This window comes from Tsukamurella hominis (genome assembly GCF_965137015.1).
Taxonomy (GTDB): Bacteria; Actinomycetota; Actinomycetes; order Mycobacteriales; family Mycobacteriaceae; genus Tsukamurella; species Tsukamurella hominis.
On record NZ_CBCRZG010000004.1, the window covers coordinates 54,859 to 79,576 of the forward strand.

The following is a 24,718-nucleotide window of genomic DNA, read 5'->3' on the forward strand; positions in this document are numbered from 1 at the left end:
ACCGACGAGGGCGGTAACGTCCGGTAGCTGTGTCGTCGCCAACCGCGGCCGCAGTCCCCGGGCGTGCCGCCCTCCTCGCTGTCCGTACCGCCCTCCGGCCCTACGTCCGCCTGACGGTGGCCGGATTCCGCCAGCAGTCCACGTATCTGGGCGCGGCGGCCGCCGGCGTGTTCACCAACGCCGTCTTCGGCTTCGTCAAGATGGCGATCCTGCTCGCGACGCTCGCCGGCGCGGGCGGCGTCGCCGGCGGGTACACGCCGGAGCTCATGGTCAGCTACATCTTCCTCTCGCAGGGCATGCTCACGGCGATCGGCGCCTTCGGCGGCGACGGGTCCCTCGCCGAGCGGATCCGCACCGGCGACATCGCCGTCGACTTCCTCCGCCCGCTCGATGTGCAGCTCGCCACGCTGGCGACCGTGCTCGGCGGCGCGGTCTACTCCCTGATCCCGCGGGCCCTGCCTCTCGCGGTGATCGGCGCTGCGACCTCGATGATGGCGTGGGCGAGCGCGCCCGCCGCCTATCCGCTGGCCGCCGTCAGCGTCGTGCTGTCGATCGTGCTGGCGCAGGCGCTGCTCTACTGCGTGCAGATCCTCGGCTTCTGGGTCGTGGACACGCGCGGCATCCAGATGTTCTACGTGGTCGCGGGCACGTTCCTCATGGGCATGTTCGTGCCGGTGGGCCTGTTCCCCGGCTGGCTGGCCCGGATCGCGGAGGTGACGCCCTTCGGGTGGATCCTGATGCCGCCGTGCGACATCCTCTCCGGCCGCATCGACGCCGCGGCGGGCCTGGCCGCCGTGGGGATCCAGGCGGGGTGGACGGTGGCCGTGCTCGCGGTCGGCGCGCTGCTCACGGCGGCGGGCCGCCGCCGGTTGGAGGTGCAGGGTGGCTGACACCGCCGCCGAGGCCCGGCCCGGCCCGCTCGCGCCGTACCGCGCGGTGCTGACCTCGCGGGTGCAGGCGCAGGTGAGCTACCGCGCCTCGCTCGCGATGGACCTGTTCGCCGCGCTGCTGCTCGGCCTCGTCGAGCTCGCGGAGGTGTGGCTGCTGTTCCACAACGCGAAGGTCATCGGCGGACTCACCTTCTCCGCGGTGCTCCTGGTCTTCGCGCTCGCCGACCTCTCGTTCTGCGCGGCGGACATCCTCTTCGGACACCTCGACAAGCTGCCCCGGTACGTGCGGGCCGGCACCATCGACGTCTTCTACCTGCGCCCGCAACCGATCCTGCTGCAGCTCATGACCAGCGACATCCGCATCCATCGGCTCACCCGGCCGGCGGTCAGCCTGTTCGCGCTCGGCTACGCGCTCACGCACAACGCGATCGCCTGGGGCCCGGGCACCGTCGGCATGCTGGTCCTCGCGCTGGTCTGCGGCCCGATCATCTACTCGGCGGTCTTCGTGATCGCCGCGGGGCTCCAGTTCGTGCTCGTCAACGGCGCGGAGTTCACCAGCTCCTTCGTCTACGGCGGCCGGTACGCGGCCTCGCAGCCGGCGTCGGTGTGGCCGGGCGCGATCAAGGTCACCTTCGGCTTCGTCCTGCCGCTCGCCTTCACCGGCTACCTTCCGGCCCTGTACATCCTGGGCCTGCCCGGCGACGGGATCTTCCGGCCGGAGCTGGCGTGGGCGCTACCGTTGGCCACCGCGTGGGTCGCGCTCCTGGCGGGCGCGACCTGGCGCTGGGGACTGCGGCACTACCGGGGAGCGGGCGGATGACCGAGCACATCATCGAGACGACCGGCCTGACACGCACCTTCGTCAAGCGGGGCTGGAACGGACGTACCAGGACCGTCACGACCGCCGTCGACCACCTGGACCTGAGGATCGCGCCGGGCGAGTCCGTCGGCTACATCGGCGCGAACGGCGCCGGGAAGTCGACCACGATCAAGATGCTCATGGGCATCCTGGTGCCCACATCGGGGACGGTGCGCACCGTCGGGCTCGATCCCCTGGCCCGGCGGCGCGACGTGGCCCGGCGCGTGGGCGTCGTCTTCGGGCAGCGCTCGCAGCTGTGGTGGGATCTGCCCACCGGCAAGTCGCTGGAGATCCTGGCCGCCGTGCACCGCCTCCCCGACGCCGTGGCGAAGGAGCGTTCGGACCGGCTCATCGAGCAGCTGGAGCTGGGCGCCTACCTCGACCGGCCGGTGCGCCAGCTCAGCCTGGGCGAGCGGATGCGGGCGGAAGTCGCCGCGTCGCTGATGCATTCGCCGGAGCTGCTGATCCTCGACGAGCCCACCATCGGCCTCGACGTGCTCAGCAAGCAGCGGCTGCGCGAGTTCCTCATCGCCGAGCGCGCGGAGCGCGGCCTCACCCTGCTGCTCACCACGCACGACATGGGCGACGTGGAGCGGCTGTGCGAGCGGATCCTCGTCGTCGACCGCGGGCGCACCGCCTTCGACGGCACGCTCGACGGGCTGGTCGGCACCGTCGGGGCGCCGCGCGTGCTGGTGCTCGACCTGGACCGGCCCACACCGGATCTCGAGGTCGACGGTGCGCGGCACCTCGCCAGCGAGGGCGGGGGCCTGCGCCAGCGGCTGGAGCTCAGCGCGCCGCTGCCCCAGGTGCTCGCGGCCGTGGCCGAGCGGGCGACGGTGCGCGACCTCACGGTGGACGAGCCGGACATCGAGGACGTGGTGCGGCGGCTCTACGAGCGCTCGCGCCCGAACACCTGAGCCCGCAGCACGTCCACCGGGTCGCCGCCGGCGCGCGCGGGCGGCGGTCCGGCCTCCGGAACCCCGAGCGGCCCCGTCAGGTCCTTCTCCCACCGCGTCCAGTCGGTGACCGCCCAGCGTTCGGCGATCGCCCACCGCCCGTCCCGCCGCTCGAACCGGTCGACGTAGCGCAGTCCCAGCGTCAGGTAGGCCTGCAGCTCGGCGTCCGGCGCGGACCAGTGCGTTGCGGTGCAGTAGGTCTCGACCACCGCGACGTCGCCCGCGATCTCGGACAGGTGGTTGCCGATCTGGTGGTGCGTGCCGCCGAGCGACTCCAGCTGCCCGCGCACCCAGGGCACGTACTCCTCGACGGGGCCGTCGAAGCCGGTGTGGTGATCGACGGCGCCCGAGTGGTAGCAGGAGCGCACCGCCTCGGGATCGAGGCGGTCGATGCCGCGGCAGTACCGCAGCACCACGTCCTCGATCTCGCGGCGGGCCAGGAGTTCGTCGACGGTCATGGCGCCAGTGGACCACGGGAGGTGGACCGCGCGGGCACGAACCGGTAGGCAGTATCCATGGGTTTCACCCGCGAGCAGCTGCTCGCCTACTCGGATACGACGGTGCCCGACCTCCTCGGTCCCGGCTGCCGCCTGCTGTTCTCCGGCATCAACCCCGGGCTGTGGACCGCGGCGACGGGCGCGCACTTCGCCCGGCCCGGCAACCGCTTCTACCCGGCGCTGTACGAGGCGGGCATCGTCGACCACGTCATCGACGCGACCGACGGGATGAGCTTCGCCGACCGGAACGCGCTGGTGGACGCGGGGATCGGCATCACCAACGTCGCACCCCGGGCCACCGCGAAGGCGAGCGAGCTGACCGCGGAGGAGCTCCGGGAGGGCGGCGAGGCGCTGGTCGAGCGGGTGTTGCAGGTGGCGCCGCGGATCCTCGCCGTCCTCGGGATCACGGCCTACCGCACGGCCTTCCACGAGCCGAAGGCCGTGCCCGGCCCGCAGGACCGCAGCATCGGCGAGACGCAGGTGTGGGTACTGCCCAACCCGAGCGGGCTCAACGCCCACGAGACCGTGCCGACGCTCGCGGCGGCGTACCGTCGGGCCGCCGAGGCGGCGGGGATCACCCTCGCTGCAGCGCGTCCGCCCGGACCTGCACCAGCGTGAGATCCAGCAGCGGTGTCGCGACGCCCAGCTCGCGGGCGCGCGCCGCGAGGTCGCCCAGGATGTGCTCGGCCTCGGTGGGCAGGCCCGCCACCAGGTCGCGGTAGAGCGACGAGGTCATCGCCGACTCCGGGTCCAGCAGCGTTGTGGCGGTCCGCTCGTGGGATTCCGCGGGCACCGGGTGGCCGGCGGCGGACGCGACGGCCTCGGTCTCCGCGATGATCGCCCGCACCTGCGGCTCCCCGCCCGCGGCGATGACCGGCCCGACGGGGCTGCGGAACAGGCAGCAGAGGATGCCGGTGGCCGCGATGAACGCCCACTTCGCCCACAGCGCGCCGGCGACGTCGTCGCTCACCGTGAGCCGGATGCCGGGCACGTCGAGCGCCAGCGCGACGTCGGGCGCACCGTCACCGATGGTGAGGGCCGACCAGTCGGTCATCTGGACGACGGCACCGTCGTCGATGGTGGCGACGATCATCGCGAGCGCGCCCAGCACGCGCGGCCCGAACTCGGCCTCGAGCCGGTCCATGTGCGCCATGCCGTTGAGGATCGGCAGGACGACGGTGCCCTCCCCCACCGCGGGGCGCAGATCGGCGATCGCGGCGTCGAGCGCCGGCGCCTTGACCGTGAGGATCACCAGGTCGAAGGCCTTCGGCGCGGCCGCGAGCTCGTCGGCGGTGAGCGCGGCGACGTCGTGCGTGCGGGTGCCCGCCGGATCGGTGAACCGGAGCCCGTCGCGGCGCAGGACGTCGGCCCGGGCCGGGCGGACCAGGAAGGTCACGTCCCGGCCCGCCTCGATCAGGCGGGAGCCGAAGGCCCCGCCCGTCGCGCCCGCACCCACGATGAGAATCCGCACGACCTACACCTTGTCGAGTTCCACGTCGCGCGTCTCGTGCATCACGAGGAGCGCGATGAGCGTGGCGCCGCCGGCGAGCGCGAGGTAGACGCCCACCCAGCCGACGCCGTAGGAGCTGACCAGCCACGTGGCGATGAACGGGGCGATGGCGGCGCCGAGGATCGACGCGAAGTTGTAGGAGATGCCGCTGCCCGTGTAGCGGACGTTGGTGGCGAAGAGCTCCGGCAGCACGGCGCTCATCGGGCCGAAGGTGAGGCCCATGAGCGTGAGGCCCGCGATGAGGACGGCGAGCATCGTGCCCTGTGTGGTGGTCGACGGGTCGAGGATCCACCGGAAGGACAGGCCGTAGACGATGATCGCGAGCGTCACGCCGATGAGCAGCTTGCGGCGGCCGACGCGGTCGGCGAAGTAGCCGGAGACGGCGACGAAGGCGGCGAAGAACAGTACCGCGACGAGCTGCATCTCGAGGAAGTCGATGTAGGAGATCCCGAGCTTGATGCCCGACTTGTCGACCACCTTGCCCGTGCCGTAGGAGACGATCCACGTGGTGACCAGGTAGAACAGCGTGTAGGTGGCGACCATGACGAAGGTGCCGATGATGAGCGGCCGCCACGCGGTGCGCAGCACCTCGCCCAGCGGCGCCTTGACCTTCTTGCCGTCCTGGACGGCCTTCGCGAAGACCGGCGTCTCGGTCAGCTTGAGGCGGACGTACAGGCCCACGATCACCATGACGGCCGAGGCGAGGAACGGGATGCGCCAGCCCCAGGTCATGAACGCGTGGTTCGAGGCGGAGGTCTTCGAGTCGAAGTCCATCAGCTGCATGATCACGAGGAAGGTGCCGTTGGCGAGGAAGAAGCCGAAGGGCGCGCCCAGCTGCGGCCACATCGCCGCCCACGCGCGCTTGCCCGGCGCGGCCGTCTCCGTCGCCAGCAGTGCCGCGCCCGACCACTCGCCGCCCAGGCCCAGGCCCTGCGCGAAGCGCATCAGCGCGAGCAGCGCCGGGGCCCAGTAGCCCACCTGGTCGAACGTGGGGAGCACGCCGATGAGGAAGGTCGCGACGCCCATGGTGAGCAGCGAGCCCACGAGGGTGGCCTTGCGGCCCACCCGGTCGCCGAAGTGGCCGAACAGGATCGAGCCGAGGGGCCGCGCCGCGAAGGCGAGGCCGAAGGTCGCGAACGAGGCGAGCAGCGCCGCGGTGTCGTCCCCCTTGGGGAAGAACAGGGTGGGGAAGACCAGCACTGCTGCGGTCGCGTAGATGTAGAAGTCGAAGAACTCGATGGTGGTGCCCACCATGGAGGCGACGACGATTCGCCTGCGATTCATTCGCAGGAGATTACGCGGGGCGACCGCGGCCGGACGCGGTGACCCGGGTCACCGTAGACACCTGCGGTACGGTCGACCGATGAACGACGCACCGCCCCGGTTCCGGGCCTCACGGGCGTTGATCCGCTTCCTCCGCACCGAGACCGTCGGCGGCACAGCCCTTCTCGTCGCGGCGGCGATCGCGCTCCTGTGGGCGAACTCCTCCTGGTCGGAGAGCTACGCCCACCTCGCCGAGATCAAGGTCGGCAGCGACGACTGGACGGTCTTCGGGCAGTCCCTCCACCTCCGGCTGACGCTGGCCGACTGGGCCAAGGACGGGCTGCTCGCGATCTTCTTCTTCGTCGCCGGCCTGGAGCTCAAGCGCGAGCTCGTCGTCGGCGAGCTTTCGACGGTGCGGGGCGCCGCCCTGCCGGTGCTGTGCGCGGTGGGCGGCGTGGTGGTGCCCGCGATCATCGCGTTCGGCATCGCCCGCGACAACCCGTACATCGGCAGCGCCTGGGCCGTCCCCATCGCCACCGACATCGCCTTCGCCCTCGGCATCCTGTCGCTCATCGGCTCCCGCCTCCCGTCGGGGGCGCGGGTCTTCCTGCTCGGCCTCGCCGTGGTCGACGACCTCATCGCCATCGCGGTGATCGCCGTGCTCTTCGCCGGCGATCTCAAGGTCGGGTGGCTGGCCGTGGCCGCGGTCGGCTGCGCGCTCTACTGGTTCGGGCAGCACCGTCGGATCGCCACACCCCTCTACTACGTGCCGATCGCGATCGTCGTGTGGGTCGCCATGCTGCAGTCGGGCGTGCACGCGACCATCGCCGGCGTCATGCTGGGCCTGCTCACCCGGGTGAAACAGGACCCGGGCGAGCACGAATCGCCCGCGGAGCGACTCGAGCACAAGATCCAGCCGGTCTCGGCCCTGATCTGCGTACCCGTCTTCGCCTTCTTCGCCTCCGGCGTCGCGGTGAACGGCGACGTCTTCCGCGAGCTGTTCACCGACGAGCTGGCGCTGGGCATCATGATCGGCCTGTTCTTCGGCAAGATCATCGGCATCTCGGGAGCCAGCGTGATCGCGGTCAAGCTGCGGCTCGCGGAACGCCCCGAGGGCCTCGACAACCGGGACATCCTGGCGCTCAGCGTGCTCGGGGCGATCGGCTTCACCGTGAGCCTCCTGGTCGCGGAGCTCGCGCTACCCGAGGGCGAGGCCGATCTCGCCAAGGCCGCGGTGCTGCTCACCTCCGTCGCGGCGTCGGTGATCGGGGCGCTGTTGCTCATGCGGCGCGGCAGGGTGCACGAGGCCCGGTGACGGACCGTGCGGGCGACGCGGAGGTCGACACGTCGTGGTCGCGCGGACACGCCGGGGTGACCTCTGGCACGATGACTAACAAATAGAGGAGGACCAACAGTGAGCTTGGACAGCACACCTACCGGCGGGACCCCGCGGACGCTCTCGGCGATCCCACTCACCGATCCGAATGTGACCGCCTCCGGCGATCCCACGATCGGCAGCCTGGTGCGGGACGCATCGACGCAGGTCTCCTCCCTGGTCCGCGCCGAGGTCGAGCTCGCCAAGGCCGAGACCATGCGCGACGTGAAGAAGGCGGCCACCGGCTCGGCGTTCTTCGCCATCGCGGGCGTCGTGGCCCTGTACTCGTCGTTCTTCTTCTTCTTCTTCCTCACCTGGCTGCTCAACGTGTGGCTGCCGATGTGGGCCGCGTCCCTCATCGTCTTCGTCCTCATGCTGGTCGTCGCCGGTGTCGCGGCGTTCCTGGGCTACCTCAAGGTCAAGCGCATCAAGGGCCCGCAGAAGACCATCGCCTCGCTCAAGGAGTCGCAGTCGCTGCTCGCCACCGGCGAGCGCGACGCGGCGGACGCACCGTCGACCGTCACGCGACGCTGACGGCACGACCCTGAGGCACCACCGGTGACCAGTCCCGATCCGTCGAGCGTCCGGTTCCCCGGCCCGTGGGAGCACCTCGACGTGCGCGCCAACGGCATCCGGCTGCACGCCGTCGAGTACCGGCCCGAGGGGACGGATCCCGACACCGACCGGCCGCTCGTGGTGCTGCTGCACGGTTTCGGCGGCTTCTGGTGGAGCTGGCGGCACGTGCTGCCGCAGCTGCACGAGGCCGGCTACCGGGCGGTCGCCTTCGATCTGCGCGGCTACGGCGACAGCGACAAGCCGCCGCGCGGCTACGACGGCTGGACCCTCTCCGGCGACGTCGCGGGGCTCGTCCGGGCGCTCGGCCACACGTCGGCGGCGCTCGTCGGGCACGGCGAGGGCGGCCTCGGCTGCTGGGCCGCCGCGACCCTGCACCCGCGGGTGGTCTCGGCGATCGCGGTCATCTCGTCCCCGCACCCCATCGCCCTCAAGCGGTCCGCGCTGCGCAACAAGGAGCAGCGCTCGGCGATGCTCGGCCCCATCACCTTCGCGCAGCTCCCCCGCGTCGCGGAAGATCGTCTGGTCCGGGACGACGGTGCCGAGATCGGCGCCGTGTACGCCGCCCGCAGCGGCGCGACGTGGCGGCGCAGCGCCGACTACGCCGAGGCCCTCCCGCGCTATCGCAGCGCCATCCAGATCCCCGGTACCGCGCACAGCGCCCTCGAGTACGCCCGCTGGGCGTGGCGCAGCCAGTTCCGGCCCGACGGGGCGCGATTCCTCAGCAGCATGAACCAGCGGCTGCACATCCCGGTGCTCGCCTTCCGCGGCGAGGTCGACCCGTACGTGCTGCCACAGCCGGTCTACTCCAGCCACGACTGGGCGACCGACTACCGCGTCCGCGCCGTCGAGAACGCCGGACACTTCGCGCACGAGGAGGCGCCCGGCACCGTCGGGCCGCAGCTCGTGGACTTCCTGGCGGGCCTGCCCGGGCCCCGCCTGCTCCCCTGACCTCCCGCGCCCGACGGTGCCGCCGGCTCGGCCTACCGGTTGACGCAGGCCCCCGTCGAGACGCCCGCGGTGGCGGTGGTGCCCGCCTGCAGCGCCGGCTCGACCTGCTTGGCGGTGAGCGCGAAGGCGGTGTCGGCGTCATCGACGGCCACGCCGAAGATCACGCCCACCACGTTGCCCTCACGGTCGAAGACGGGGCCGCCCGAGTTGCCGGGGCGGACCTGCCCGCGGAGCAGGTAGACGTCGCGGCGGACCTGCGCGTCGCGGTAGATGTTGCGGCCCTCGAGGGTCTGCTGACTGCGCACCCGCGACGACGACAGCGTCAGCGGGCCGCCGCCGGGGTAGCCGAGCACGAAGCCGGGGTCGCCCGGCTTGGCGCCGTTGAAGACGATCCGCAGCGGCTTGGCCTGCAGGCCGGGCACGTTCAGCACCGCGACGTCGGTCTGCGCGTCGAAGTAGACGACCTGGGCGCTGTACTTCTTGGTCCCGTCGACGGTCACCTGCACGCTGCGCGTGCCGGCGACGACGTGCGCGTTGGTGACCACGCGGCCCGGCGTCGCCACGAAGCCGGAGCCCTCGAGCGCGCGGCTGCACGACGGGGCCTGGCCGTCGATGCGGACCACGGAGGACCGGACGCGCTGCACGGCCGGGTCGGTGAAGTCGACCCGATCGGGGGTCTCCACGCTGACCACCGGGGTGTTCACGAACGGGCCCAGCGCCTGCGGCAGCCCGGAGTCGTCGATGATCGCGGAGAACTTCTGCGGCAGGCCGTCGGCACCGACCACCTTGGCGAAGTCGTTGACGGCGCCGAGCACCGCCGAGCCGTTCACCGACCGCGAGACCTGCGGCGCGGCCGCCGAGGTGAGCGGGATCGCGACCAACCAGGCCGCCACGAGCAGCGCGCCGACCTGCACCACGGCGCCCACGCCGGAGTCGACGGTGCGCAGGCCCGTGCTGCGGATCGAGCTGCGCACGGCGCGCCCGAGCACCATGCCGGAGAGCTCGCCGATGATCACCAGGCCGGCCAGCAGGCCCACGCCGAGGATCAGGCGGCCCTTGGCGTCGTCGACCGAGCCGAGGACGTGCGGGGCGAGCAGGACGCCGGCGGCGGCGCCGAGCACGACGCCGATGAAGGCGAGCACGGAGGCGGCGGCGCCCTGCCGGTACCCGGAGATCGCGGCGAGGATCATGAGGACGACGACGATCACGTCGACCCAGGTCGAACCGGTCATCGAGCGCTCTCCTGCCAGGTCTGGGCGCGGGCCGCCGCGGCGCGCACCTCGTCGGTGAGCGGCCGCACGTCCTCGGTGTCCCAGGGCTGCTCCCAGCCCGCGGCGCCGATCAGCGCGTTCACCAGGCCGCCGGTGAAGCCCCAGACCAGCATCGGGCCGGCCGCGAACGCGGGGCCGCGGTAGAAGGACTTGCGCACCATGAACCGGTGCGCGGGATCGATGAGCTCGGCCAGCGGGACGCGCCGCACCAGCGCGGTCTCGCCGGGATCGACGACGCGCACCTCGGAGGGTCGCGCCGCGTAGCCGATCACCGGCACCACGCGGAAGCCGGAGACGGGCACCTCGATGGGGTCCAGTTCGGCGACGATCTCGACGGAGTCGGGGTCGAGGCCGGTCTCCTCCCACGCCTCGCGCAGCGCGACGGCCACGTCGTCGGCGTCCTCGGGGTCGCGGGCACCGCCGGGGAAGGCCACCTGCCCCGCGTGCTGCCTCATCGCCGAGGCGCGCTGGGTGAGCAGCACCGTCGCGTCCTCGGGCGGCGTCGCGCCGGACGCGGCCGGGTCACCGTCGAACAGGATGAGCACCGACGCGCGGCGCGGGTTCCGCACGCGCTGCAGGGCGGCGACGGCGCCGCCACGCTGCTCGATCTCGCTCGCCACGTCGCCGAGGTTGCCGAGCAGCGGGTCCAGCCACCGCGGCGCGCTCACAGGGTGACTCCGAGCTCGGTCCGCAGCAGGGCGGCCACCTCGTCGACGGAGGTGAAGGGTTGGGCGTGCACACCGGCCACAGTGCCATCGGAACGCAACAGAACGGTCACGGGGTACGCCCGCGGCGCGCCGAGGGCCGTCGCGACGACGCCGTGCGGGTCCTGCACGGTGGGCAGCGCGACCTTCAGTTCCGCCAGCAGGTCGAGCCCGGCGACCGCGTTGGGGTCGGCGTGCACACCGAGCACCGTCAGCCGGTCGCCGGCGCGCGCCGCGACGTCGGCGAGCACGGGCAGCTCGACGCGGCACGGGCCGCACCACCAGGCCCAGACGTTGAGCAGGACGGGCTTGCCGCCCACGGCGGCCAGGTCGACGGGCGCGCCGTCGCCGAGGCAGGTCAGGGGTTTGCCGGCGAGGGCGGTCGCGCCGATGCCCGCGGGACAGGGTGGCAGGCCGGCCCGGGTGCGCGCGGCGGCCAGTTGGCCGGGGCTCGCGCTGGTCGACGGTGCCGCAGCGGGCGTCGTGGGCGCGGTACCGTCGTCCCCGCGGGGCCAGATGGCCACGGCCAGGGCGACGGCGACGATCGCGCAGACGATGATCCACCGCACGCCGGCGGGGATGCGGCTCCGCTCGCCGGGCAGCAGGGGCGCGGGCGCGCGCTCGGCGCCGGGCTTCTCGGGGTCGGTCACCGGGCGGCCCCCGGCTGGACGCGGCGGCGCCGCGGCGGGGGCGGGGCGATCTCGAGCAGGTGGTCGCGCTCGGGCCCCTTGACCAGCTCGGCGGCCTCCGCGGGGACGATCGGGCCGGCCCCGAAGGAGGGGCAGTCCTTGGCGAGCACGCAGACGCCGCACGCGGGCTTGCGGGCGTGGCAGACGCGACGGCCGTGGAAGATCACGCGGTGGCTGAGCAACGTCCACTCCTTGCGCGGGATCAGCTCGCCGATGGCGTGCTCGATCTTCACCGGGTCGCTCTCCTCCGTCCACTCCCAGCGGTGCACGAGCCGCGAGAAGTGCGTGTCGACGGTGATGCCGGGCACGTCGAAGGCGTTGCCGAGGATCACGTTGGCGGTCTTGCGGCCGAAGCCGGGCAGCGTCACCAGTTCCTTCATCGTGTGCGGCACCTCGCCGTCGAACCGGTCCACGAGCGCTTGGCCCAGCCCCATGATCGACGTGGCCTTGTTGCGGTAGAAGCCCGTCGAGCGGATGTACTCCTCCAGCTCCGCCCGGTTCGCCCCGGCGTAATCGGCGGCCGTCCGGTAGCGCGCGAACAACGCCGGTGTGACTTGATTCACGCGCACGTCGGTGCACTGCGCGGACAGGATCGTCGCGACCGACAGCTCCAGCGGGTCGGTGAAGTCGAGTTCGCAGTACACGTGGGGAAACGCGGTGGCGAGTGTCCGATTCATCCGCCGGGCACGGCGCACCAGTCCGAGGTGGGTCTCCGGCTCCGGGGGCATGGGAACCGATTCTAACGACGGTGCCGTGGCTCGTTCGTTGCCGTATCGAGACCTTGGCTGTGTTTACTGTCCGGCATGCAAGGATTGCTCGGGTTGCTGTTCCCGGTGGTGCTGATGCTCTTCGCGTTGGCCATGGAACGTATCGAGACGCGCGTGACGGCCGAGCCCGTCGCGCCCCCCGCCACCGGCGACGACGAGGTCCCCGACGTCGAGACTCTGGCGCGGATCGGCCTCCCCAAGGCCGTGGACAGCCTCGACCTCGACGGTGGAGCGGAGCGCCGCGCCAGCTGACCCGGAGCGGCCCCGACGGGCCCGGAGCGGCCACAATGCGGAACGCCGTCGTGCCCTTCGTCATGTGAACGGGTAACCTTTCCAGTAGTCGTCTGTGCGATTTCCCACATCTGCACGGAACGCTGCATAAACTCACACTTCAGGTCGCGGCGATGTCCGCCTGCGACGGTCGTCGATCAAGGAACGAGGTACCCCGTGGACGAGGTCCTGGCGCGGGCCGGCATTTTTCAGGGTGTCGAGCCGGGCGCAGTCGATGCGCTCACCAAGGATCTGCACGAGGTCGATTACCCCCGTGGCCACGTCATCTTCAATGAGGGCGAGCCCGGCGACCGGCTGTACATCATCCTCTCCGGCAAGGTGAAACTCGGCCGCCGCTCCCCGGACGGCCGGGAGAACCTGCTGTCGGTGATGGGCCCGTCGGACATGTTCGGCGAGATGTCGATCTTCGACCCCGGCCCCCGCACATCCAGCGCCACCTGCATCACCGAGGTCCGCGCGATGACGATGGACCGCGAGGCCCTGCGCGCGTGGATCCGCGACCGGCCCGAGATCGCGGAGCAGCTGCTGCGCGTGCTGGCCCGCCGCCTGCGGCGCACCAACAACAACCTGGCCGACCTCATCTTCACCGACGTCCCCGGTCGCGTCGCCAAGCAGCTGCTGCAGCTCGCGCAGCGCTTCGGTACGCACGAGAACGGCGCCCTGCGGGTGACGCACGACCTCACGCAGGAGGAGATCGCGCAGCTCGTCGGCGCCTCCCGCGAGACCGTGAACAAGGCCCTGGCCGACTTCGCGCACCGCGGCTGGCTGCGCCTCGAGGGCAAGTCCGTGGTGATCACGGACAGCGAGCGCCTGGCGCGCCGCGCCCGCTGACGACCGGGATCGGGGCGGGGAGACCCTGCTCACTGGGCTTCGCGCCCTCGGCTAGCGCCTCGGACACTGCAGAATCGTTCGCAGGCTCTCCCCGCCCCAATCCCTCGTTAGGCCGTCGCGTTGCGCCGCCCCATCCCGGTCACCAGCGTTCAGCCGTGCTCGGCTAGATACTTGAGCTGGACCTTGACCGACATGCGGGCGGCCGGCCAGGCCTTCTTGTCGACGTCGCGGTAGACGTGCTTGACGACCTTCATCGGCTTGGCGTCCGCCGCACTCACGCCCAGGTCGTCCAGCGCGTCGCGGACCTGCTGCAGCCGGTCCTGACGGTGCGCGGCGTACGCCGCGACGACGGGCCCCGCGTCGGGCAGGTCGGGGCCGTGACCGGGCAGCAGGACGCGGCCGGCGGCTACCGTCGACAACGACTCCAGCGAGCCGAGGTAGTCGGCGAGGGTCCCGTCGGTCGCGTCGAGCACCGTGGTGCCGCGACCCAGGATGGTGTCACCCGAGACCAGTGCGCCGGGTTCGCCCTCGGCACCGTCGACCAGGAAGCTCAGCGAGTCCGCGGTGTGCCCGGGCGTGTGCAGCACCGTGATCCGCAGCCCCGCGACGTCGATCACCTCGCCGCCGGTGAGCGGCGTCGCGGTGTTGATGCAGTACGTCGGGGAGAAGGCGCGGATGGGACTGCGCGTGAGCTCCTCCCACCGCTTGAGGCCGCCCGTGTGATCGGCGTGCCGGTGCGTCACCAGGGTGAGCGCGACCGTGCCCGCGGCCTTCGCGACCCGCTTGAGGTGCTTCTTCTCGCCCTTGGGCCCGGGGTCGACGACGACGGCCTCCGCGCGCCCCGGGGCGCGCAGGATCCAGGTGTTGGTGCCCTCGAGCGTCATCACCGACGGGTTGTCGCAGAGCAGCACCGCCGCGTAGGGCGTGACCTGCCGCAGCTTCCCCGGCGCCGGGTGCTCGGTCATACCTGGACCGTGAGCTCGACCTCGACGGGGGCGCCCAGCGGCAGCTCCGCGACGCCGACGGCCGACCGGACGTGCACGCCCGCGTCGCCGAAGACCTCGCCGAGCAGCAGCGACGCGCCGTTGAGCACCTGCGCCTGGTTGGAGAAGCCGGGCGCCGAGGCGACGTAGCCGGTGACCTTGACGATCCGCTTGACCGAGTCGATGCCGACGAGGGAGTGGATCGCCGCGAGCGCGTTCAGCGCGCACTGCCGGGCCGCGAACTGCGCGTCCTCGAGGTGGACGATGCCCTCGCGGTTCTCGCTGACCTTGCCCTGCGCGACGAGCTCGCCGTCGCGCATGGGCAGCTGACCGGAGGTGTAGACGAAGTCGCCGACCTGCGTGGCCGGGACGTACGCGGCGAGCGGGGGCACGACCTCGGGGAGGACGATGCCCAGCTCGGCGAGGCGCGCGGAGGCGGTCACGACGTGGCCCGCTTCATGTAGGCCACGTGCTGCTCACCCGTAGGGCCGGGGAGCACGGTGACCAGCTCCCAACCGTCGGCGCCCCAGGTGTCGAGGATCTGCTTGGTGGCGTGGGTCAGCAGCGGGATGGTGGAGTACTCCCAGGTGGTCTTCTCGCTCATGGCATCACCCTATCCACCGCGGGCGCGGCGCGACAGGCGCGATCCCTACGCCGGCGCAGAACGTGTTCTCGGTCGCATTGCCGGGGGAGGTTCACGTTAACGGCCCGGCCGTGTACGGACGTATGGATATGCTCCGGACGTGGTGGTGAGTGAGGCGGACCCCGGCGGGGTCGCGCAGGACGCGGGGACGACCTGGCCGGACGGGCTGCGGGAGTCCCGGCTGCACTTCGTGTCGGGCAAGGGCGGCACCGGCAAGTCGACGGTGGCCGCGGCACTCGCCCTGGCCCTCGCCTCCGGCGGCAAGAAGGTCCTCCTCATCGAGGTGGAGGGCCGCGGCGGCATCGCCCCGACGTTCGAGGTGGACGAGCTGCCCCCGGTCGAGACGAAGATCGTGACGGCCGACGGCGGCGGCGAGATCCACGCCCTGGCCATGGACGTCGAGGCGACCTTCCTCGACTACCTCAAGACGAATTACGGCATGGGCCTCGCGGCGCGGGCGCTCAAGTCGATCGGCGCCATCGAGTTCGCCACGACGCTCGCGCCGGGCCTCAAGGACATCCTCATCACCGGCAAGATCATGGAGTGCACGCAGCGCCGCGCGCGCGACGGGCGCTACACCTACGACGCGATCGTGGTGGACGCCCCGCCCACGGGCCGGATCGGCAAGTTCCTCGACGTCACGCGGGCGATGAAGGAGATCGCGAAGGCCGGGCCGATCGCGGGCCAGGCCGACCGCGTGGTGCGCCTGCTGCACTCCCCCGACACCGTCGTGCACCTGGTGACGTTGCTCGAATCCCTTCCCCTCCAGGAGACCGCGGAGGCCGCGAAGGAGCTGCACGCGCTGGACCTCAAGGTCGGCGCCGTGATCGTGAACCGCTCGCTGCCGCAGCTGCTCTCCGACGACGAGCTCGACGCCGCCGCCGACGGGACCTTGGACGGTCCGGCCGTGCGGGCCGCACTCGACGGCGCCGGGCTGCAGCTCTCCGACGACGACCTGGCCGGCCTGCTCACCGAGACCATCCAGTTCGCGCGGACGGTGCGCGGGCAGGACGAGGCGCGCGACGACCTGAGCGCGATCGACGCCCCCGGCCGACTGGAACTGCCGCTGCTCACCGGCGGCGTCGACCTGAACGGCGTCCGCGAGCTGTCGGGCGCCCTGATCGAGGCTGGGGTCCGATGATCGACCTGAAGCTGGGCCCGCAGCTGCTGGACCCGGGCACGCGCGTGGTCGTCTGCTGCGGCAGCGGCGGCGTCGGCAAGACCACGACCGCCGCCGCGATGGCGCTATGGGCGGCGGAGCACGGCCGCCGGGTCGTGGTGCTGACGATCGACCCGGCGCGCAGGCTGGCCCAGGCACTGGGCGTCGCGGACCTGACGAACGAGCCGCAGACCGTCGCGGTCCCGGGCGACGGGACGCTGCACGCGATGATGCTCGACATGAAGCGGACCTTCGACGAGATGGTCACGTCCAACGCGGATCCCGTTCGGGCGCAGGAGATCCTAGCGAACCCCTTCTACCAGACCGTGGCCTCGTCGTTCTCCGGAACGCAGGAGTACATGGCGATGGAGAAGCTGGGCCAGCTCACCGCCGACGACCGCTGGGACCTCGTGGTGGTCGACACTCCCCCGTCGCGCAACGCCCTCGACTTCCTGGACGCCCCGAAGCGCTTCGGCTCGATGCTGGACTCGCGCCTGATGGGCCTCATCGCGGGCCCAACCCGCGGCATCGGCCGGCTCGTCTCCGGCGGCATGGGCATCGCACTGAAGCTCGTGTCCACCATCGTGGGCAGCCAGATGCTCTCGGACGCTTCGACGTTCGTCTCGCAGATGGATTCCCTGATCGGCGGCTTCCAGGAGCGCGCCGACCAGACCTACGCCCTGCTCGCCCGCCCCAGCACCCGGTTCGTGGTGGTCGCCTCACCCGAGGAGGACACCCTGCGCGAGGCGACGTACTTCGTCGAGCGGCTCGCGGGGGAGTCGATGCCGCTGGCCGGCCTCATCGTCAACCGCACGCACCCCGGGCTCGCGGCGATCGGCGCGGACTCGGCCCGCGAGGCGGCGCGCCGGCTCGGGTCCGACGATGCCGCCCGCGCGGCGGAGGGATTGCTGCGGGTGCACGCGTGGCGCGCGGAGATCGCGGCGCGCGAGGTGCAGGTGCTCGGCGCCTTCGTCGGCCGGTGCCCGACGGTACCGGTGGTCGGGGTGCCCTCGCTCCCGTTCGAGGTGGCGAACCTCGAGGCGCTGCAGGCCGTCGCGGAGCAGATCGTCGGGTCCTGAGCCCCTGCCGGCTCCCCCGGCGAAAACGGTAGCTGGACAAACGAAAGGGCCTCGCACCGTCGGACGGTACGAGGCCCTGGTCACTCCCGGACGGGAGCCGGGGAATCAGCCCGCGGCGACGCGCTTGCGGTCGCGCTGGGCTTCGAAGAAGGAGCGCCAGCTGGTGACCTCGGGGTGCTGGCGGAGCAGGGCGCGACGCTGACGCTCGGTCATGCCGCCCCAGACGCCGAACTCCACGCGGCTGTCGAGCGCATCGGCGCCGCACTCGAGCTGGACGGGGCAGTGCCGACAGATGGTCGCGACCTTGCGCTGCGCGGCACCCCGGACGAACAACTCGTCGGGATCGACGTCGCGGCACTTGGCCTTGGAGACCCAGACCAGACGATCTTCGTCGTCGACCAGAACGCGTGCACTTGTCATGTGACTCCCCTTTCGCGTGGTGCGGCCCGAACCCGGTGACGGTCCTTCCCGGTGGTGTGCGGGGGGCCGACCGAGGTGCTCGCCACATCGTCTGCAATAGTGTTACCTGAATCACACGACGGAAACAAGTCGAGGGCCGAGGGAATTCGAACAGTGGTCCAAGAAATCCAGCACGCCCGTACCGATCGCCTGGTCGGCGCGTCGGGACCGGGGTTCACGGCGGGTCGGCACGTATCCTGGTGACCGTGTCGAAACCCGGAGTGATCGCGAAGCTGGCCGGCTGCGTCCTGCTGGCCGGACTGCTGGTCGCCGGCGTCCTGTTCCCCTACGTCGGCGGGCTGGGGCTGATCTCCAACCGCGCCGCGGACACCGTCGACAACATCAGTTCCGAACTGCTGGAGGGCCAGGTCCCGGAGGTCACGACGGTCGCCGACTCGACCGGTGCGCCCATGGCCTACCTGTACGACCAGCGCCGCGTGCAGGTCCCCTTCGATCAGATCTCGCCCGACATGGTGCGCTCGATCATCTCGATCGAGGACAAGCGGTTCATGGAGCACGACGGGGTCGACTACCAGGGCACCGTGCGCGCCTTCCTCAAGAACCAGTCGGCGGGCGAGGTGCAGCAGGGCGCGTCCACGCTGGATCAGCAATACATCAAGAACTACCAGCTGCTCGTGCTCGCGAAGTCGGACGCGGACCGCCGCGCGGCGGTCGCCACCACCCCGGCCCGCAAGCTCCGCGAGGTGCGGATGGCGCTGACCCTCGAGCGCACGCTCACCGAGCGCGCGAAGGAGGAGCACGGCGTCGACGATGCGCGCGCGAAGGTGATCGCCAAGGAGCAGATCCTGGCGCGCTATCTCAACCTGGTGCCCTTCGGCAACGGCGCGTACGGCATCGAGGTGGCCGCGCAGACCTACTTCGGCAAGCGCGCCTCCCAGCTGAACATCCAGGAATCGGCGATGCTCGCCGGGATGGTGCAGTCGAGCTCGTCGCTCAATCCCTACGCCAATCCGCAGGGCGTGATCGACCGCCGCAACACCGTGCTCGACACCCTCGTGGCGAACTTCCCGGACAAGGCGGCCGAGTACGAGGCCGCCAAGCGGACCCCGCTCGGCGTGCTGCCGCGCCCCAACACGCTGCCGGGCGGCTGCATCTCCGCGGTCGCGAATCGCGGCTACTTCTGCGACTACGTGCTGCAGTACCTCTCCGAGGCGGGCATCCCCAAGGAGACGGTGATGCGCGGCGGTTACACGATCCGCACCACTCTCGATCCGCGGGTGCAGGACTCGGTGCAGGCCGCCCTCAACGCCACCGCGAGCCCCACACTCTCGAACGTCGCGCAGGTCATGAACGTGATCAAGCCGGGCGAGAACTCGCACGACATCGTCGCGATGAACTCCTCGCGCGTCTACGGCCTGGACGTGGGCAAGCGGGAGACCGTCCAGCCCGAGCCCTTCGCCCAGGTCGGTGACGGAGCGGGCTCGACCTTCAAGATCTTCACCGTCGCGGCGGCGATGGAGAAGGGCATGGGCCTCGACACCAACGTGACGGTCCCGTCCACGGTGCAGGTCAAGGGCATGGGCCACGGCGGCTACGCAGGGTGTCCGTCGGACTCCTACTGCGTGAAGAACGCCGGCCCGTACCCGTACTCGATGTCGCTGACGCAGGCGCTCGCCACGTCGCCGAACACCCCGTTCATCAAGCTGATCGAGCAGGTGGGCGTGACCCCGGTCGTCGACATGGCGGTCAAGCTCGGCCTGCGCTCGTACACCCAGCCCGGCAGTTCGGGCTTCGGCAACGACAGCCTCGCCGACATGTTCAAGAAGCAGAACCTCGCGTCGTTCACGCTCGGCCCGACCGCGGTGAGCGCGCTGGAGCTGACCAACGTCTCGGCCACGCTGGCCTCGGGCGGCGTCTGGTGCCCGGCGAACCCGATCCAGTCGATCACGCAGCCCAAGCGCAACAGCGACGGCATCCAGACCGTCGGCCCCGACGGCAAGCCGGAGACCACGCCGGTGCCCTACAAGTCGGAGAAGTGCGAGCAGGTCATCGAGAAGGGCCTGGCGAACACCCTCGCCAATGCGCTCAGCGCCGACGACCGCGGCGCGGGTACGTCCGCCGCCGCGGCCTCGCGGGCGGGCTGGACGCTGCCGCTCTCGGGCAAGACGGGCACCACCGAGACCTTCCGTTCCTCGGCCTTCCTCGCGTACACGAACCAGTACGCCGGTGCCAGCTACGTCTACAACGACGGGAACTCCCCCGGGCCCATCTGCACCAGCCCGCTGCGCCCGTGCGGCGACGGCAACGTCTACGGCGGCAACGAGCCCGCCACGGCCTGGTACACGGCGCTCAAGCCGGTCTCGACGATCTACGGCCCGGTCGCCCTGCCACCGGTGGATCCGAAGTACAAGGACGGCTTCGGCCCGGGCAAGATCCCGAACGTCATCGGGCTCACCCAGGCCGCGGCGAAGTCCCGCGTCGAGGCGGCGGGCTTCAAGACCACGGTGGCGTGGGTCAACAACTCCGCGGCCAACGGCACCGTCGTCTCGACGTCGCCGTCGGGATTCAGCCAGCCCGGCTCGACGATCACGCTGAACCTGTCGAACGGGATCGCGCCGGCACCGTCGAACCCGTCGGCGCCGGGCGTGCAGACGGGGCCGGGCGGCACCACCATCACCATCCCGGGCTTCGGCCAGTTCACCATCCCCGGCGCGGGCGGCCGCGGCGGCGGCCCGGTGGAGACCCCGGCGCCGGAGCCCCCGGGCAACTGACGATGCTCGCGCGTCGGTGGGTCGCGGGCCTGGTCGTCGTCGCGACGGTGACCGCGTGCGGCGATCGCTCCGAACCGCCCGCCGGCACGACCGGCGCCTCCGCCGGTTCGGTCGCGGTCTCCGCCGGCCCGTCGACGACCACCTCGTCGGCGGCGCCCTCGCGCGACCTCGGCCCGGTCGGCCCCACCGCGGTCGACTCCCACGGCTACGTTCCCGGACTCGTCCGCAGCACCGGTTCCGACGGTGCCTCCACCTACGACGTGCAGGTCCCGACGCTCACCGGAGGGAACGCCGCCACCGCCGACCGGTTCACCGCATCGATGCGGGCCTCGCTCGCCGAGCGGGTTCGGACTCTCGGCGGGGCCCCGGGCAGGACCACGGTCACCGACGGTGCGCTGGCGAACGGGGAGCGCTCGCGCGTCACCCGCATCGGGTCGCAGGTCGTGGCAGGGCTCCTGCTGACGAACTACTTCATGCAGGGCGCGGCGCACCCCAACAACCAGATCGGGACCGTCGTGATCAATGCCGGGACGGCACAACCGATCCTGCTCACCGACGTATTGCCGACCCAGGGCGCTCGCGCCCGGGTGGCCGAGATGGTGAAGCAGCAGGCGACCGCGGCGGGCGCGCCGGCGCCCTTCCTCTCCGACCCCGAGCGCGACCTCGCGAACTGGGTGCCGTCGGGCGACGGGATCACCTTCTACGTACCCGTGGCGCACGCCGCGGGCGACTACCGGCCGTTCAACCTGTACTGGTTCGACTTCCGCCGTCTCCGGGCCGGGATCCCCGCCGACGTGCAGGCGGTTCTCGCTTCCTGACCGGCGGATCCGCCGGTCGTCCGATCAGCCGATCTTCGGCGTAGCGCGGTCGAGGATCGCGGCGGTGTCGACACCCTGCGGGAGGGTGCCGAAGACGTCGCCGCGGTCGCCCGCGAGGCGGGTGCGGGTGTAGGCGTCCGCGACGGCGGGGTGCCCGTAGCGCACCAGGAGCGAGCCCTGCAGCGCGGCGGCCATGTCGCCGACGAGGCGGCGCGCACCGAACTGCATCGCGACCTGGTCGGTGAGGTCCAGTGCGCCGAAGGAGCCCTTGAGCTTCGCGACGGCCTCGTCGTACGCGGTGTCCGCGCCGGTGGCGGCGTCCAGCTCGGCGAAGAAGGCCGCGACGGCCTGCGGCTCGCGGGCCATCGCACGCAGCACGTCGAGGGCCGCCACGTTGCCGGAGCCCTCCCAGACGGAGAGCAGCGGCGCCTCACGGTAGAGGCGCGGCAGCCGCGAGTCCTCGATGTAGCCGTTGCCGCCCAGGCACTCCAGGGCCTCGGCGGCGTGAATGGGGCCGCGCTTGCACACGTGGTACTTGGTGACGGCCAGCGCGATCCGGCGCAGCAGCGAGGCCTCCTCCTCGCCGGCGACGGACCGGTCGGTGAGGCCCGCGAGCCAGAGCCCGGCGGTGGTGGCGCCTTCGGCCTCGACGGCGAGGTCGGCGAGCACGTTGCGCATGAGCGGCTGGTCGATGAGGTCGGCGCCGAAGGCCTTCCGGTGCGCGGCGTGGTGCGCGGCCTGCGCGAGCCCGGCGCGCATGCCGGTCGCGGTGCCGAGCACGCAGTCGAGGCGGGTCATGTTGACCATCTCGACGATGGTGCGGACGCCGCGGCCCTCCTCGCCGACGAGCCAGCCGACGGTGTCGTCGTACTCGACCTCGCTGCTGGCGTTGGAGTGGTTGCCCAGCTTGTCCTTGAGGCGCTGCAGGGCGAAGACGTTGCGCGTCCCGTCGGGCAGCACGCGCGGGATGAAGAAGCAGGAGACACCCGACTCGGTCTGCGCGAGCGTGAGGAACAGGTCCGACATCGGGGCCGAGGTGAACCACTTGTGGCCCGTGATCCGGTACGTCCCATCGGATTGCGGGATCGCGCGCGTGGTGTTCGCGCGCACGTCGGAGCCGCCCTGCTTCTCCGTCATCGACATGCCGGCGATGAGGCCGCGCTTGCCCAGCGGCGCCCGCAGGCCGAAGTCGTACTCCTTCGCGGCGAGCAGCGGCTCGTACTGCGCGGCGAGCTCGGCGTTGGCGCGGAGCGCGGGCACGACGGCGTAGGTCATGGAGATCGGGCAGCCGTGGCCCGCGTCGACGTGGCCCCACACGCTGAACTTCGCGGCGCGCACCAGGTGCGCGTTCGGATCGACCTCGGCCCACGGCGCGGCGTGCAGGCCGTGCTCGACGGCGACCTTCATGAGCTGGTGGTAGGCCGGGTCGTAGACCACCTCGTCGACGCGGTTGCCGTACCGGTCGTGCGTCTTCAGGACGGGCGGGTGCGCCTCGGCGAGGTCGCCCCATTCGAGTGCCTCGGCCGTGCCGCCGAGCGCGCCGAGCGCGTGGATCGCGTCCACCTGCGCGGCGTCGACGTGGGCGCGCCGCAGCGCGTCGTCGATCATCGGGGTCTCGGCGGTGTTGAAGCCGAGCAGCGGCGGTACCTGGTTGGTCACTTCGTGGGTCGGCACGCCAGCTCCTTCGTTCGACGGTGCGCGGCCCGTCCGGGCCGTCACCCCAGTGTTGCATATCAGCGACAGTCGCACCAGATATGCAATGAAGTGGATGCCTGTCGGACCAGCCGACCGCCCGACCGCCCGCCGGGCCGCGGGGGACGAGGGGCGTGGGGCCGCGCCCTTGCCTTCGGCGCTCACGCCACTCTCGGATTCTGTCCGATTCGGACACGGCCCAGGCCTCCCCCTGGAACGTGGGGATGAGCTGAGCTGCGCCGCGCAGGATGCGCCGCCCGCGATCGACGTCGAGCGGAAGCGACTCGGCGCCACGCAGGAGAATCGGCGTTCGGCGCGGGAGAGCTGGCGCCGCGTGGGGGAATCGGCGCCGCGCGGGGGACGACCGGTCCCCCACCTCACGCACGGCGTTCCGTAGGGGAGCGAACGCCGGGGTCGCCTTTCGGCGCCGCGCGGGGGACGACGGAGCCTGCACCGACGGTACGGCAGCCGCGCTCCTGCACCGACGCGCGGCCGAGGCCCCCCGGGCCGATCGACTGCCGACGCTCGTTCATCGGGCGATCCGCGTTCATCGGGCGATCCGCGGAGCCCGTCGCGCGCGAGGCCGAGGCGCAGCGCCGCCCCCCGCGGCGTCCATGTCCGAACCGGACAGAATCCGAGAGTCACGACGACGCAGCACCGTCAGGCCCCCATCCCCGGCAGATCCGCGAGTACGTCCCGTCGGGCACGCCGCTGACCCGGCGTTCACGCACTCGCGGTGTAGCGTCGACGCCGATGTCCACGCCCCTCACCACCACGGTCTCGGCGCGCTCGGCCGTGCTGAGCCTGCTGCTGGGCGCGCACCCGCCGGAGCTGGAGGGTCGCGAGATCGTGGCCGCGATGCGGCTGTTCGGGGTCTCCGAATCCACGACGCGAGCGGCGATGTCGCGCATGGTGTCCGCCGGTGATCTGGTCCGCGACGGCGGGCACTACGCGCTGTCGGACCGGCTCGCGCAACGACAGGCGCGTACCGACTCCCCCGCGATGCTGCCCTGGGACGGGACCTGGGAGACGGCGATCGTGACCACCAGCGGACGCAGCGCCGCAGATCGCGCCGAGCTGCGCACCGAGATGACCCGGCTGCGCCTCGCGGAGCTGCGCGAGGGCGTGTGGATGCGGCCCGCGAACCTCGACCGGCCGCTCCCGGCGGCGGTGCGGCAGGTGACCACGCGCTTCACCGCGCGGCCGGACGACGACCCCGTCGACCTGGCGCGCACGCTGTGGGACCTGCCGGAATGGTCCCGCCACGGACACGCGCTGCTGGGCGCGATCGCCGACGCCGGCGACGACGGGCAGGCGCGCTTCCTCACGATGGTCTCGGTGGTGCGACACCTCTACCGGGATCCGCTGCTCCCGCCGGAGCTGCGGCCGGCGGACTGGCCCGCGGACGACCTCACCGCCGCCTACGCGGACTTCCGCGCGTGGCTGGCCGCGATGCGGATCGGCCGGGGCTGATCAGGCGAGCGAGTCGACCACCTTCGTGATCCGCGCCTGCAGGCGACGCAGCTGCAGCCCTTGGTCGTCGAGGCGGCGGGCGATGGAGTTGACCGCGTCGCACGAGCCGGTCTCGTGCAGGCTGCGGGCGTCGATCTGGAGGTCGTCGCCGGTCCGGCCGATGGACGCGGCGATGGTCGTGAGCTGAGTGGTGAGATCGTCGAGTTCGCTGCGGACGCCTGCGAGCCCCATGATGTTCCCTACTTTCCGCCGC

Annotated in this window: 27 protein-coding genes; 14 read left to right on the forward strand and 13 right to left on the reverse strand. The window is 71.8% G+C overall.

Translation table 11 applies throughout. The annotated features are described in order from the left end of the window. Positions 1-29 precede the first annotated feature (29 nt). The 3 genes from ACM9LD_RS06935 to ACM9LD_RS06945 are packed head-to-tail and all read left to right on the forward strand — an operon-like array spanning position 30 to position 2,666. Positions 30-890: an ABC transporter permease gene (locus ACM9LD_RS06935; protein ID WP_415676014.1), complete on the forward strand. Its 861-nt coding sequence runs from the start codon at positions 30-32 to the stop codon at positions 888-890. Next, entirely contained in the window at positions 883-1,710 is an 828-nt protein-coding gene (locus ACM9LD_RS06940) for an ABC transporter permease (RefSeq protein WP_415676015.1), read from the forward strand. Before ACM9LD_RS06935 ends, ACM9LD_RS06940 begins: the two co-directional genes overlap by 8 nt. Beyond that, positions 1,707-2,666, forward strand: a complete 960-nt coding sequence (locus ACM9LD_RS06945; RefSeq protein ID WP_415676016.1) for an ABC transporter ATP-binding protein — start codon at positions 1,707-1,709, stop codon at positions 2,664-2,666. Before ACM9LD_RS06940 ends, ACM9LD_RS06945 begins: the two co-directional genes overlap by 4 nt. Here ACM9LD_RS06945 and ACM9LD_RS06950 read toward each other — a convergent pair. Next, positions 2,639-3,163 carry a nuclear transport factor 2 family protein gene (locus ACM9LD_RS06950; protein WP_415676017.1) on the reverse strand — a complete coding sequence of 175 codons (525 nt, stop codon included), beginning with the start codon at positions 3,161-3,163 and terminating at the stop codon, positions 2,639-2,641. The two genes, ACM9LD_RS06945 and ACM9LD_RS06950, sit on opposite strands and share 28 nt — an antisense overlap. 57 nt (positions 3,164-3,220) lie before the next feature. Between ACM9LD_RS06950 and mug the strand changes: the two genes are divergently transcribed. Continuing rightward, positions 3,221-3,820, forward strand: coding sequence for a G/U mismatch-specific DNA glycosylase (gene mug, locus ACM9LD_RS06955; RefSeq protein WP_415676018.1), 600 nt, complete (start codon positions 3,221-3,223; stop codon positions 3,818-3,820). Here mug and ACM9LD_RS06960 read toward each other — a convergent pair. Both ACM9LD_RS06960 and ACM9LD_RS06965 read right to left on the reverse strand, forming a co-directional pair. After that, positions 3,777-4,673 carry a ketopantoate reductase family protein gene (locus tag ACM9LD_RS06960; protein ID WP_415676019.1) on the reverse strand — a complete coding sequence of 299 codons (897 nt, stop codon included), beginning with the start codon at positions 4,671-4,673 and terminating at the stop codon, positions 3,777-3,779. The genes mug and ACM9LD_RS06960 overlap by 44 nt on opposite strands. Before the next feature lie 3 nt (positions 4,674-4,676). Further along, a complete protein-coding gene (locus tag ACM9LD_RS06965) occupies positions 4,677-5,996 on the reverse strand; it encodes an MFS transporter (RefSeq protein ID WP_415676020.1) in 1,320 nt (439 codons plus the stop codon). Between the two features lie 79 nt (positions 5,997-6,075). On the opposite strand from ACM9LD_RS06965, the gene nhaA reads away from it, so the two are divergent. The 3 genes from nhaA (at position 6,076) to ACM9LD_RS06980 (ending at position 8,874) form a co-directional block, all read left to right on the forward strand. Next, entirely contained in the window at positions 6,076-7,290 is a 1,215-nt protein-coding gene (nhaA, locus tag ACM9LD_RS06970) for a Na+/H+ antiporter NhaA (RefSeq protein ID WP_415676021.1), read from the forward strand. A gap of 99 nt (positions 7,291-7,389) precedes the next feature. Then, positions 7,390-7,884 carry a phage holin family protein gene (locus ACM9LD_RS06975; protein ID WP_415676022.1) on the forward strand — a complete coding sequence of 165 codons (495 nt, stop codon included), beginning with the start codon at positions 7,390-7,392 and terminating at the stop codon, positions 7,882-7,884. A 24-nt stretch (positions 7,885-7,908) separates the two neighbouring features. Further along, on the forward strand, positions 7,909-8,874 hold the full coding sequence (locus ACM9LD_RS06980; protein WP_415676023.1) for an alpha/beta fold hydrolase: 966 nt from the start codon (positions 7,909-7,911) through the stop codon (positions 8,872-8,874). A 32-nt stretch (positions 8,875-8,906) separates the two neighbouring features. On the opposite strand, the gene ACM9LD_RS06985 is transcribed toward ACM9LD_RS06980, so the two are convergent. From ACM9LD_RS06985 to nth, 4 genes are read right to left on the reverse strand one after another with little or no spacing between them, the layout of a single operon-like run. Then, complete coding sequence (locus ACM9LD_RS06985; protein WP_224650647.1) at positions 8,907-10,106, reverse strand: MarP family serine protease; 1,200 nt, start codon at positions 10,104-10,106, stop codon at positions 8,907-8,909. Continuing rightward, a complete protein-coding gene (locus tag ACM9LD_RS06990) occupies positions 10,103-10,813 on the reverse strand; it encodes an NUDIX hydrolase (RefSeq protein WP_415676024.1) in 711 nt (236 codons plus the stop codon). Before ACM9LD_RS06990 ends, ACM9LD_RS06985 begins: the two co-directional genes overlap by 4 nt. Further along, complete coding sequence (locus tag ACM9LD_RS06995; protein WP_415676025.1) at positions 10,810-11,499, reverse strand: TlpA family protein disulfide reductase; 690 nt, start codon at positions 11,497-11,499, stop codon at positions 10,810-10,812. The genes ACM9LD_RS06990 and ACM9LD_RS06995 overlap by 4 nt, the downstream gene beginning before the upstream one ends. Continuing rightward, positions 11,496-12,266 carry an endonuclease III gene (gene nth / locus ACM9LD_RS07000; protein WP_415676026.1) on the reverse strand — a complete coding sequence of 257 codons (771 nt, stop codon included), beginning with the start codon at positions 12,264-12,266 and terminating at the stop codon, positions 11,496-11,498. The genes ACM9LD_RS06995 and nth overlap by 4 nt, the downstream gene beginning before the upstream one ends. A gap of 75 nt (positions 12,267-12,341) precedes the next feature. Here nth and ACM9LD_RS07005 point away from each other — a divergent pair, with 75 nt between their 5' ends. Further along, the gene (locus tag ACM9LD_RS07005; protein WP_415676027.1) at positions 12,342-12,557 is read left to right on the forward strand and encodes a hypothetical protein; all 216 of its coding nucleotides are present in this window, start codon (positions 12,342-12,344) and stop codon (positions 12,555-12,557) included. Between the two features lie 195 nt (positions 12,558-12,752). After that, positions 12,753-13,427, forward strand: coding sequence for a Crp/Fnr family transcriptional regulator (locus ACM9LD_RS07010; RefSeq protein ID WP_068523121.1), 675 nt, complete (start codon positions 12,753-12,755; stop codon positions 13,425-13,427). A gap of 149 nt (positions 13,428-13,576) precedes the next feature. On the opposite strand, the gene ACM9LD_RS07015 is transcribed toward ACM9LD_RS07010, so the two are convergent. The 3 genes from ACM9LD_RS07015 to ACM9LD_RS07025 are packed head-to-tail and all read right to left on the reverse strand — an operon-like array spanning position 13,577 to position 15,014. After that, on the reverse strand, positions 13,577-14,392 hold the full coding sequence (locus tag ACM9LD_RS07015) for an MBL fold metallo-hydrolase (RefSeq protein ID WP_415676028.1): 816 nt from the start codon (positions 14,390-14,392) through the stop codon (positions 13,577-13,579). Further along, positions 14,389-14,853 carry a RidA family protein gene (locus ACM9LD_RS07020; protein WP_415676029.1) on the reverse strand — a complete coding sequence of 155 codons (465 nt, stop codon included), beginning with the start codon at positions 14,851-14,853 and terminating at the stop codon, positions 14,389-14,391. The genes ACM9LD_RS07015 and ACM9LD_RS07020 overlap by 4 nt, the downstream gene beginning before the upstream one ends. Beyond that, a complete protein-coding gene (locus ACM9LD_RS07025) occupies positions 14,850-15,014 on the reverse strand; it encodes a DUF4177 domain-containing protein (protein ID WP_019201840.1) in 165 nt (54 codons plus the stop codon). Before ACM9LD_RS07025 ends, ACM9LD_RS07020 begins: the two co-directional genes overlap by 4 nt. 139 nt (positions 15,015-15,153) lie before the next feature. Here ACM9LD_RS07025 and ACM9LD_RS07030 point away from each other — a divergent pair, with 139 nt between their 5' ends. Continuing rightward, positions 15,154-16,194: an ArsA family ATPase gene (locus ACM9LD_RS07030; RefSeq protein WP_415676030.1), complete on the forward strand. Its 1,041-nt coding sequence runs from the start codon at positions 15,154-15,156 to the stop codon at positions 16,192-16,194. Beyond that, positions 16,191-17,291, forward strand: coding sequence for an ArsA family ATPase (locus ACM9LD_RS07035; protein WP_415676031.1), 1,101 nt, complete (start codon positions 16,191-16,193; stop codon positions 17,289-17,291). The genes ACM9LD_RS07030 and ACM9LD_RS07035 overlap by 4 nt, the downstream gene beginning before the upstream one ends. A 105-nt stretch (positions 17,292-17,396) precedes the next feature. Here ACM9LD_RS07035 and ACM9LD_RS07040 read toward each other — a convergent pair whose 3' ends face one another. Further along, positions 17,397-17,711 carry a WhiB family transcriptional regulator gene (locus tag ACM9LD_RS07040; protein WP_415676032.1) on the reverse strand — a complete coding sequence of 105 codons (315 nt, stop codon included), beginning with the start codon at positions 17,709-17,711 and terminating at the stop codon, positions 17,397-17,399. A 245-nt stretch (positions 17,712-17,956) separates the two neighbouring features. On the opposite strand from ACM9LD_RS07040, the gene ACM9LD_RS07045 reads away from it, so the two are divergent. Both ACM9LD_RS07045 and ACM9LD_RS07050 read left to right on the forward strand, forming a co-directional pair. Further along, positions 17,957-20,482 (forward strand): penicillin-binding protein, encoded by a 2,526-nt coding sequence (locus ACM9LD_RS07045; RefSeq protein WP_415676033.1) that lies wholly within the window; start codon positions 17,957-17,959, stop codon positions 20,480-20,482. 2 nt (positions 20,483-20,484) lie between these two features. Continuing rightward, on the forward strand, positions 20,485-21,300 hold the full coding sequence (locus ACM9LD_RS07050; protein WP_415676034.1) for a hypothetical protein: 816 nt from the start codon (positions 20,485-20,487) through the stop codon (positions 21,298-21,300). Between the two features lie 24 nt (positions 21,301-21,324). Here ACM9LD_RS07050 and ACM9LD_RS07055 read toward each other — a convergent pair whose 3' ends face one another. Continuing rightward, entirely contained in the window at positions 21,325-22,974 is a 1,650-nt protein-coding gene (locus ACM9LD_RS07055; protein WP_415676035.1) for an acyl-CoA dehydrogenase family protein, read from the reverse strand. A 771-nt stretch (positions 22,975-23,745) separates the two neighbouring features. On the opposite strand from ACM9LD_RS07055, the gene ACM9LD_RS07060 reads away from it, so the two are divergent. Beyond that, the gene (locus ACM9LD_RS07060; protein ID WP_415676036.1) at positions 23,746-24,465 is read left to right on the forward strand and encodes a PaaX family transcriptional regulator; all 720 of its coding nucleotides are present in this window, start codon (positions 23,746-23,748) and stop codon (positions 24,463-24,465) included. Here ACM9LD_RS07060 and ACM9LD_RS07065 read toward each other — a convergent pair whose 3' ends face one another. Then, positions 24,466-24,696 (reverse strand): hypothetical protein, encoded by a 231-nt coding sequence (locus ACM9LD_RS07065; protein ID WP_224648277.1) that lies wholly within the window; start codon positions 24,694-24,696, stop codon positions 24,466-24,468. Positions 24,697-24,718: the final 22 nt, after the last annotated feature.

Excerpts from the sequence above, each read along its gene's own strand:
- ACM9LD_RS07035 (WP_415676031.1), top strand. The coding sequence starts at position 16,191 with ATGATCGACCTGAAGCTGGGCCCGCAGCTGCTGGACCCGGGCACGCGC.
- ACM9LD_RS06985 (WP_224650647.1), bottom strand. The coding sequence starts at position 10,106 with ATGACCGGTTCGACCTGGGTCGACGTGATCGTCGTCGTCCTCATGATC.
- ACM9LD_RS07050 (WP_415676034.1), top strand. The coding sequence starts at position 20,485 with ATGCTCGCGCGTCGGTGGGTCGCGGGCCTGGTCGTCGTCGCGACGGTG.
- ACM9LD_RS07060 (WP_415676036.1), top strand. The coding sequence starts at position 23,746 with ATGTCCACGCCCCTCACCACCACGGTCTCGGCGCGCTCGGCCGTGCTG.
- ACM9LD_RS07025 (WP_019201840.1), bottom strand. The coding sequence starts at position 15,014 with ATGAGCGAGAAGACCACCTGGGAGTACTCCACCATCCCGCTGCTGACC.
- nth (WP_415676026.1), bottom strand. The coding sequence starts at position 12,266 with ATGCCCCCGGAGCCGGAGACCCACCTCGGACTGGTGCGCCGTGCCCGG.
- ACM9LD_RS07065 (WP_224648277.1), bottom strand. The coding sequence starts at position 24,696 with ATGGGGCTCGCAGGCGTCCGCAGCGAACTCGACGATCTCACCACTCAG.
- ACM9LD_RS07015 (WP_415676028.1), bottom strand. The coding sequence starts at position 14,392 with ATGACCGAGCACCCGGCGCCGGGGAAGCTGCGGCAGGTCACGCCCTAC.
- ACM9LD_RS06965 (WP_415676020.1), bottom strand. The coding sequence starts at position 5,996 with ATGAATCGCAGGCGAATCGTCGTCGCCTCCATGGTGGGCACCACCATC.
- ACM9LD_RS06945 (WP_415676016.1), top strand. The coding sequence starts at position 1,707 with ATGACCGAGCACATCATCGAGACGACCGGCCTGACACGCACCTTCGTC.
- ACM9LD_RS07040 (WP_415676032.1), bottom strand. The coding sequence starts at position 17,711 with ATGACAAGTGCACGCGTTCTGGTCGACGACGAAGATCGTCTGGTCTGG.
- ACM9LD_RS06950 (WP_415676017.1), bottom strand. The coding sequence starts at position 3,163 with ATGACCGTCGACGAACTCCTGGCCCGCCGCGAGATCGAGGACGTGGTG.
- ACM9LD_RS07005 (WP_415676027.1), top strand. The coding sequence starts at position 12,342 with ATGCAAGGATTGCTCGGGTTGCTGTTCCCGGTGGTGCTGATGCTCTTC.
- nhaA (WP_415676021.1), top strand. The coding sequence starts at position 6,076 with ATGAACGACGCACCGCCCCGGTTCCGGGCCTCACGGGCGTTGATCCGC.
- mug (WP_415676018.1), top strand. The coding sequence starts at position 3,221 with ATGGGTTTCACCCGCGAGCAGCTGCTCGCCTACTCGGATACGACGGTG.